This window comes from Streptomyces sp. NPDC002156, from assembly GCF_053593675.1.
In genome coordinates this window covers 1-5,622 of sequence record NZ_JBSFDA010000306.1, presented here as the reverse complement: position 1 = coordinate 5,622, position 5,622 = coordinate 1, and the positions used below count along the sequence as shown (strand labels likewise).

The window sequence follows — 5,622 nt, the reverse complement described above, 5'->3', positions numbered from 1 at the left end:
AGTCGAGGGCGCCGGTCGGTTCGTCGGCCAGGAGCAGCGGCGGATCGCCTGCGACCGCACGGGCGATGGCGACGCGCTGCTTCTCACCGCCGGAGCCCGCACCCCCGACTTCGGCAGATTGCTGCGTACAAGCACCAGCTCGGCCACCGTCCAGGTGCGGCTCGTGTACGCGTCCAGGGCCTCGACGTACGGCCCCACCTCGAAGGCCTCGCGGCTGCGGGCCACGGTGAGGTGGGGCTTGTAGTGCCGGTGCTCCCCCATCTCGACACCCGCCTTCCGACCCGCCGCCTCCGCCCGTTCGGCCAGCAGCCGCAACACGTCCAGCTCACCAGCAGCCCCCGCCCACAGCGCCCGCCCGTGCCCGAACTGCCCGCCCCCGCGCACCGCCAGCGCGAACGGGTCCGTACGGCGCGCGGCCCGCTCCAGCCGCTCCGACAGCTCCGGTACGACGTCCTCGTCGACCTCGCCGTAGAAGGCGAGCGTGAAGTGCCAGCCGGGCACACCGGTCCAGCGCAGCGCGTCCGCACCGGCCAGGTTCCTCAACCCGGCCACCTCGGCGGCGAGTTCACGGGTCACGTCCTCCGGGGGCAGCACGGCGGCGAAGAGTCTCATGTGCGTCACCCTTCCAGGGAATGGATCATCCGGCGAGCCACCCGCACCATGGACATGGGCGAAGACAGGGGGCGGGACGTCGGCATGCCTTTTCTCGGAATCGTGCTGCTCCTGAGCGGTTCGGCCATGGCGACGGCGGCGGTCTTCGTGGTCGCGCGGCTCGTGCCGGTGGCCCGGCGCAAGGTCCACAACGACGTCCTCGGGTTCGTGTACGCGGAGATAGGCGTGATCTACGCCGTCGTCCTCGCGATGGTCGTCGTCGGTGTGTGGGAGACCCGGTCGCAGGCCCACGAGAACACGTACACGGAGACCAACGCGCTGCTCCAGCTCACCTGGTACAGCAGCTCGCTGCCGCAGCCCGACCGCACCCGCCTGGGCACCCTGGTCGAGCGGTACACCGGCACGGTGATCGACGACGAGTGGCCGCTGCTGGCCGAGCAGCGGGACGACCCGGCTGCCTGGCGGCAGTTCACCGAGATCCGCTCCCTCGTGAACACGCAGGAGCCGGCGACGGGCGCGGACCAGGTCCGTTACGAGGGTGCCCTGGAGGCCGTCGCCCAGCTCGGCGACGCCCGCCGCGAGCGCGTCAACGAGGCCGCGACGGCCGGCGTACCCGCCCTGCTGTGGACGGCCCTGCTCCTCGGCGCCCTGGTCACCGTCGGGTTCGTCTACCTCTTCGGCGTGGAGAGCCTGCGCGCCCACGCGGGCGTGGTCTTCTCACTGACGTTCATCGTGGGCGTGATGCTGTTGATCGTCTATGAGTTCAACTACCCGTTCAGTGGACCCCTCAAGGTGAACCCCACGGCCTTCCAACTGGCCCTGGAACGCATGAGGTCGATCACCTGACGGACACGGCCGAGGGGACCGCCTCCGGCAACTCCTCTTCCTGCTGGCCTTCTTGCTGCTGGCCTTCTTGCTGCTGGCCTTCTTGCTGCTGCTCCCGCTTGAGGAGGAGGACGCGCGGACGTCCGGAGTTCCAGACGACCGACACCCGCAGACCGCCCACGCGGGTGAGGACCAGGCCGATCGTGAGGGCGGCGGTCGTCGCGACGATGCCGCCGAAGGCGAGGCCGACCCGGGGGCCGTAGGTGTCCGTGATCCAGCCGACTATCGGGGCGCCCAGCGGCGAGCCGCCCATGAAGACCATCATGAACAGGGCCATGACCCGGCCGCGCATGGCGGGGTCGGTGGCCATCTGGACCGAGGTGTTCGCCGTGACGTTGACCGTGAGCCCTGCGATCCCGATCGGGATCATCAGCAGCGCGAACAGCCACAGGGACGGGGCCACCGCGGCCACGATCTCCAGCGCGCCGAAGGCCACGGCCGCCGCGACGAGGACGCGCAGCTTCGCCGTACCGCGCCGGGCGGCGAGCAGGGCGCCGGTGAGCGAACCGACCGCCATCAGCGTGTTGAAGAGGCTGTACGCGCCGGCGCCCGCGTGGAACACGTCGTCCGCGTACGCCGACAGGAAGACCGGGAAGTTGAAGCCGAAGGTGCCGATGAACCCGATGAGGACGATCGGCCAGATCAGCTCGGGCCGCCCGGCGACATAGTGCAGGCCCTCGCGCAGCTGCCCCTTGGCACGCGGCGCCCGCTCCACGGCGTTCAGTTCGCGGGAGCGCATGAGCAGCAGCCCGGCGATGGGGGCGACGAAGGAGAGCCCGTTGGCGAGGAAGGCCCAGCCCGTGCCGACGCCGGTGATCAGCAGACCGGCGACGGCGGGTCCGACGAGGCGGGCGGACTGGAAGTTCGCGGAGTTGAGACTGACGGCGTTCTGGAGCTGGTCCGGCTTGACCATCTCGGAGACGAAGGACTGCCGGGCCGGGTTGTCGACGACCGTGGCGAGACCGACGGCGAAGGCAGCGAGGTAGACGTGCCAGACCTCGACGTCGCCCGAGAGGGTCAGCACGGCGAGCGCGAGGCCGGTGAGGGCCATCAGCGACTGGGTGACGAGCAGCGTGGGGCGCTTGGGCAGCCGGTCGACGAGGACACCGCCGTACAGGCCGAAGAGCAGCATCGGCAGGAACTGCAGCGCGGTCGTGATGCCCACGGCGGTCGAGGAGCCGGTGAGGCTGAGGACCAGCCAGTCCTGGGCGATGCGCTGCATCCAGGTGCCGGTGTTGGAGACGACCTGGCCGAGGAAGAAGAGGCGGTAGTTCCGGACCTTCAGCGAGCTGAACATCTCGGACTTGCGGGTGCGTCCGGTGGAGGCAGGCGTGGGGGTGGGGGTGGGCGGGGAGTCGTGGGTGGCTGGTGCGGGGGCGGAATCTGCTCCGGGTCCCGAACTCAAAACGGTTCGCCTCCTTGCGGGGTCCTGCTTGGGGGGCTGCTGGGGTCCTGCTGGGGTCCTGCTTACTGATGCGCGAGCTTCTCGAGGATGGGGGCGGCGGCACGCAGCTTGGCCCACTCGTCCTCGTCGAGGTCTTCGACCAGGCCGGCCAGCCAGGCGTTGCGCTTGCGGCGGCTCTCTTCGAGCATCGCCTCGGCGGTCTCGGTCTGGGTGACGACCTTCTGCCGCCGGTCCTCGGGGTGCGGCTCCAGCCTGACCAGTCCCTTGCCCTCGAGCAACGCGACAATACGGGTCATCGAGGGCGGCTGCACATGCTCCTTGCGGGCGAGCTCACCCGGCGTGGCCGAGCCGCAGCGGGCGAGGGTGCCCAGCACCGACATCTCGGTGGGGCTCAGCGACTCGTCGACCCGCTGGTGCTTGAGTCGGCGCGACAGGCGCATTACGGCGGAGCGCAGTGAGTTCACGGCGGCAGCGTCGTCGCCATGGGTTAGGTCCGGCATGTTCCTTAGCATAACTCATTACTCTGACTAAAGACCACTCGCGACGCGCCGAGATGCCCGTGACAAGGGCCACTGAATCTCCACATCACCCATACGAGTGAGTCGAACGCAAAAAGCCCCCCATCGCCCCGCACCAGCCCGCGACCCTCGTTCCATGGGGACCAGTGTGCTCAGCCTGCGGATAGACGGGGAGCTGCTCGACCGGCTCCGGGACCATGCGGCGAAAAGGGGAATGAGCGTCCAGGACTACGTGGTCGGGACGCTCGTCCGGGACGACTTCGACGAGCGGTTCCAGACCGCGGTCGAGGAGACGGAGAGGTTCTACGGGGTCACGTGAGCGGAGGTCACGTGAGGCCCAGGGCGGGCATCAGGTAGTAGAACCCGAAGACGGCGGCGACGACGTACATGGCCACCGGGACGTCACGCCCCCGCCCGGCCGCCAGTCGCAGCACGACGAAGGTGATGAAGCCCATGCCGATGCCATTGGTGATCGAGTAGGTGAACGGCATCATCACCATCGTCACGAAGGCCGGAATGGCGATCGTGTGGTCGGCCCAGTCGATCTCCCTGACCGAGCCGGCCAGGATCAGGAAGCCGACGGCGAGCAGGGCAGGGGTGGCGGCCTGGGACGGAACCATGGTCGCCACGGGGGTCAGGAACAGCGCGACGGTGAAGAGCGCACCCGTGACGACGTTCGCGAACCCGGTCCGCGCACCCTCTCCGACACCGGCGGTGGACTCGACGAAGCAGGTGGTGGCGGAAGAGGAACTCACGCCACCGGCGGCAACGGCAATACCGTCCACGAAGAGCACCTTGTTGATGCCAGGCATGTTGCCTTGCGCGTCCGTCAACCTGGCCTCATCACTGACGCCCATGATCGTGCCCATGGCATCGAAGAAGCACGAGAGCAGCACGGTGAACACGAAGAGGGTGCCGGTCAGCACGCCGACCTTGTCGAACCCGCCGAAGAGACTGACCTTGCCGATGAGTCCGAAGTCGGGGCTGGCGACCGGGTTGCCGGGCCACTTGGGGGTGGTGAGCCCCCAGGAGGACACGGAAGCGACGGCATTGATGACAACGGCGAGCACGGTCATGGCGACGATGGAGATGAGGATCGCGCCGGGCACCTTGCGGGTGATGAGCGCGAGGGTGAGCAGAGCACCCAGCACGAAGACGAGAACCGGCCAGCCGTCGAGATGACCGTCGGCGCCGAGCTGGAGCGGAACGGTGGTCTGGGCGGCATCGGGGATCCGGGACACGAACCCGGAGTCCACGAGCCCGATCAGCATGATGAACAGCCCGATGCCGATGGAGATGCCCTTGCGCAGCCCGAGCGGCACGGCGTTCATGACGCGCTCACGCAAGCCGGTGGCGACAAGCAGCATCACAACAAAACCCGCGAGCACGACCATGCCCATGGCGTCCGGCCAGGACATACGGGGTGCGAGCTGGAGCGCGACGACGGTGTTGACCCCGAGCCCGGCCGCCAGCGCGATGGGCACATTGCCGACGACGCCCATCAGCAGTGTGGTGAAGGCGGCGGTCACGGCGGTGGCGGTGACCAGCTGACCGTTGTCCAGCTGATGGCCGTACATGTCCTTGGCGCTGCCGAGGATGATCGGGTTCAGCACGATGATGTAGGCCATCGCGAAGAAGGTGGCGAACCCGCCGCGGACCTCCCGGGACAGGGTGCTGCCCCGCTCGGAGATCTTGAAATAGCGGTCGAGGGCCGAGGTGGACATGCGCGCTCATGTTTCTGTTGGTGTTTCGTACGAAAGAAATGAGCCAGGCTCAAGTCGTTTCAGTATGAACATATGAGTGCGGATTGACGAATCGGGCCTCGTAAGCTGTCCGCATGGCGAAGTGGACACCGAAGCACGAGGCGCCGGCACCCCTTGAGGGCCCCGTCGTCGCCACCATCACAGGCGGCACGATCCTCTGGTTCGTCCTCTTCCTGGCCCAGCTCCCCTTCTACGGCTGGTACGCCGACCACAACCACGAGTGGTGGGTCTGGACGTGCCTCGCGGGGGCGGGCCTGGGCTTGATCGGCATCTGGTACGTCCGAAAGCGGGACGCGGCAATCAAACGGGCGACAGCTGAGTAGTTCCAAGCACCGGCCGGCCCCTCCAGCCCGTCCGGCGTTTGAGGACGAGCGCGTTCAGCGCGAAGGGGGGTCTGGGGGCGCAGCCCCCAGGAACGGGATGGGACGGGTAGGGGCGG

6 protein-coding genes and 2 pseudogenes are annotated in these 5,622 nt (G+C 68.3%); 3 read left to right on the top strand and 5 right to left on the bottom strand.

What is annotated here, in order from left to right; genetic code table 11:
• Positions 1 to 94, bottom strand: a pseudogene (locus ACWCRB_RS48715) (ATP-binding cassette domain-containing protein); the annotation flags it as partial.
• Positions 95 to 99: 5 nt separating this feature from the next.
• A pseudogene (gene thpR / locus ACWCRB_RS48710) lies at positions 100 to 612 on the bottom strand (RNA 2',3'-cyclic phosphodiesterase); the annotation flags it as partial.
• 84 nt (positions 613 to 696) lie between these two features.
• Between thpR and ACWCRB_RS48705 the strand changes: the two are divergent.
• Complete coding sequence (locus ACWCRB_RS48705) at positions 697 to 1,458, top strand: bestrophin-like domain (RefSeq protein WP_451002203.1); 762 nt, start codon at positions 697 to 699, stop codon at positions 1,456 to 1,458.
• Here ACWCRB_RS48705 and ACWCRB_RS48700 read toward each other — a convergent pair.
• Positions 1,451 to 2,902, bottom strand: coding sequence for an MFS transporter (locus tag ACWCRB_RS48700; protein WP_451002202.1), 1,452 nt, complete (start codon positions 2,900 to 2,902; stop codon positions 1,451 to 1,453). The genes ACWCRB_RS48705 and ACWCRB_RS48700 overlap by 8 nt on opposite strands.
• A gap of 62 nt (positions 2,903 to 2,964) precedes the next feature.
• Positions 2,965 to 3,402, bottom strand: coding sequence for a MarR family winged helix-turn-helix transcriptional regulator (locus tag ACWCRB_RS48695; RefSeq protein WP_451002201.1), 438 nt, complete (start codon positions 3,400 to 3,402; stop codon positions 2,965 to 2,967).
• A gap of 154 nt (positions 3,403 to 3,556) precedes the next feature.
• On the opposite strand from ACWCRB_RS48695, the gene ACWCRB_RS48690 reads away from it, so the two are divergent.
• A complete protein-coding gene (locus ACWCRB_RS48690) occupies positions 3,557 to 3,739 on the top strand; it encodes a ribbon-helix-helix protein, CopG family (RefSeq protein ID WP_369037399.1) in 183 nt (60 codons plus the stop codon).
• Between the two features lie 7 nt (positions 3,740 to 3,746).
• Here the strand turns inward: ACWCRB_RS48690 and ACWCRB_RS48685 are convergent, their stop codons facing one another.
• Positions 3,747 to 5,144 (bottom strand): NCS2 family permease, encoded by a 1,398-nt coding sequence (locus ACWCRB_RS48685; RefSeq protein ID WP_451002200.1) that lies wholly within the window; start codon positions 5,142 to 5,144, stop codon positions 3,747 to 3,749.
• 113 nt (positions 5,145 to 5,257) lie between these two features.
• Between ACWCRB_RS48685 and ACWCRB_RS48680 the strand changes: the two genes are divergently transcribed.
• Entirely contained in the window at positions 5,258 to 5,506 is a 249-nt protein-coding gene (locus tag ACWCRB_RS48680) for a DUF2530 domain-containing protein (protein ID WP_451002199.1), read from the top strand.
• Positions 5,507 to 5,622: the final 116 nt, after the last annotated feature.

Excerpts from the sequence above, each read along its gene's own strand:
- ACWCRB_RS48705 (WP_451002203.1), top strand. The coding sequence starts at position 697 with ATGCCTTTTCTCGGAATCGTGCTGCTCCTGAGCGGTTCGGCCATGGCG.
- ACWCRB_RS48695 (WP_451002201.1), bottom strand. The coding sequence starts at position 3,402 with ATGCCGGACCTAACCCATGGCGACGACGCTGCCGCCGTGAACTCACTG.
- ACWCRB_RS48690 (WP_369037399.1), top strand. The coding sequence starts at position 3,557 with ATGGGGACCAGTGTGCTCAGCCTGCGGATAGACGGGGAGCTGCTCGAC.
- ACWCRB_RS48685 (WP_451002200.1), bottom strand. The coding sequence starts at position 5,144 with ATGTCCACCTCGGCCCTCGACCGCTATTTCAAGATCTCCGAGCGGGGC.
- ACWCRB_RS48680 (WP_451002199.1), top strand. The coding sequence starts at position 5,258 with ATGGCGAAGTGGACACCGAAGCACGAGGCGCCGGCACCCCTTGAGGGC.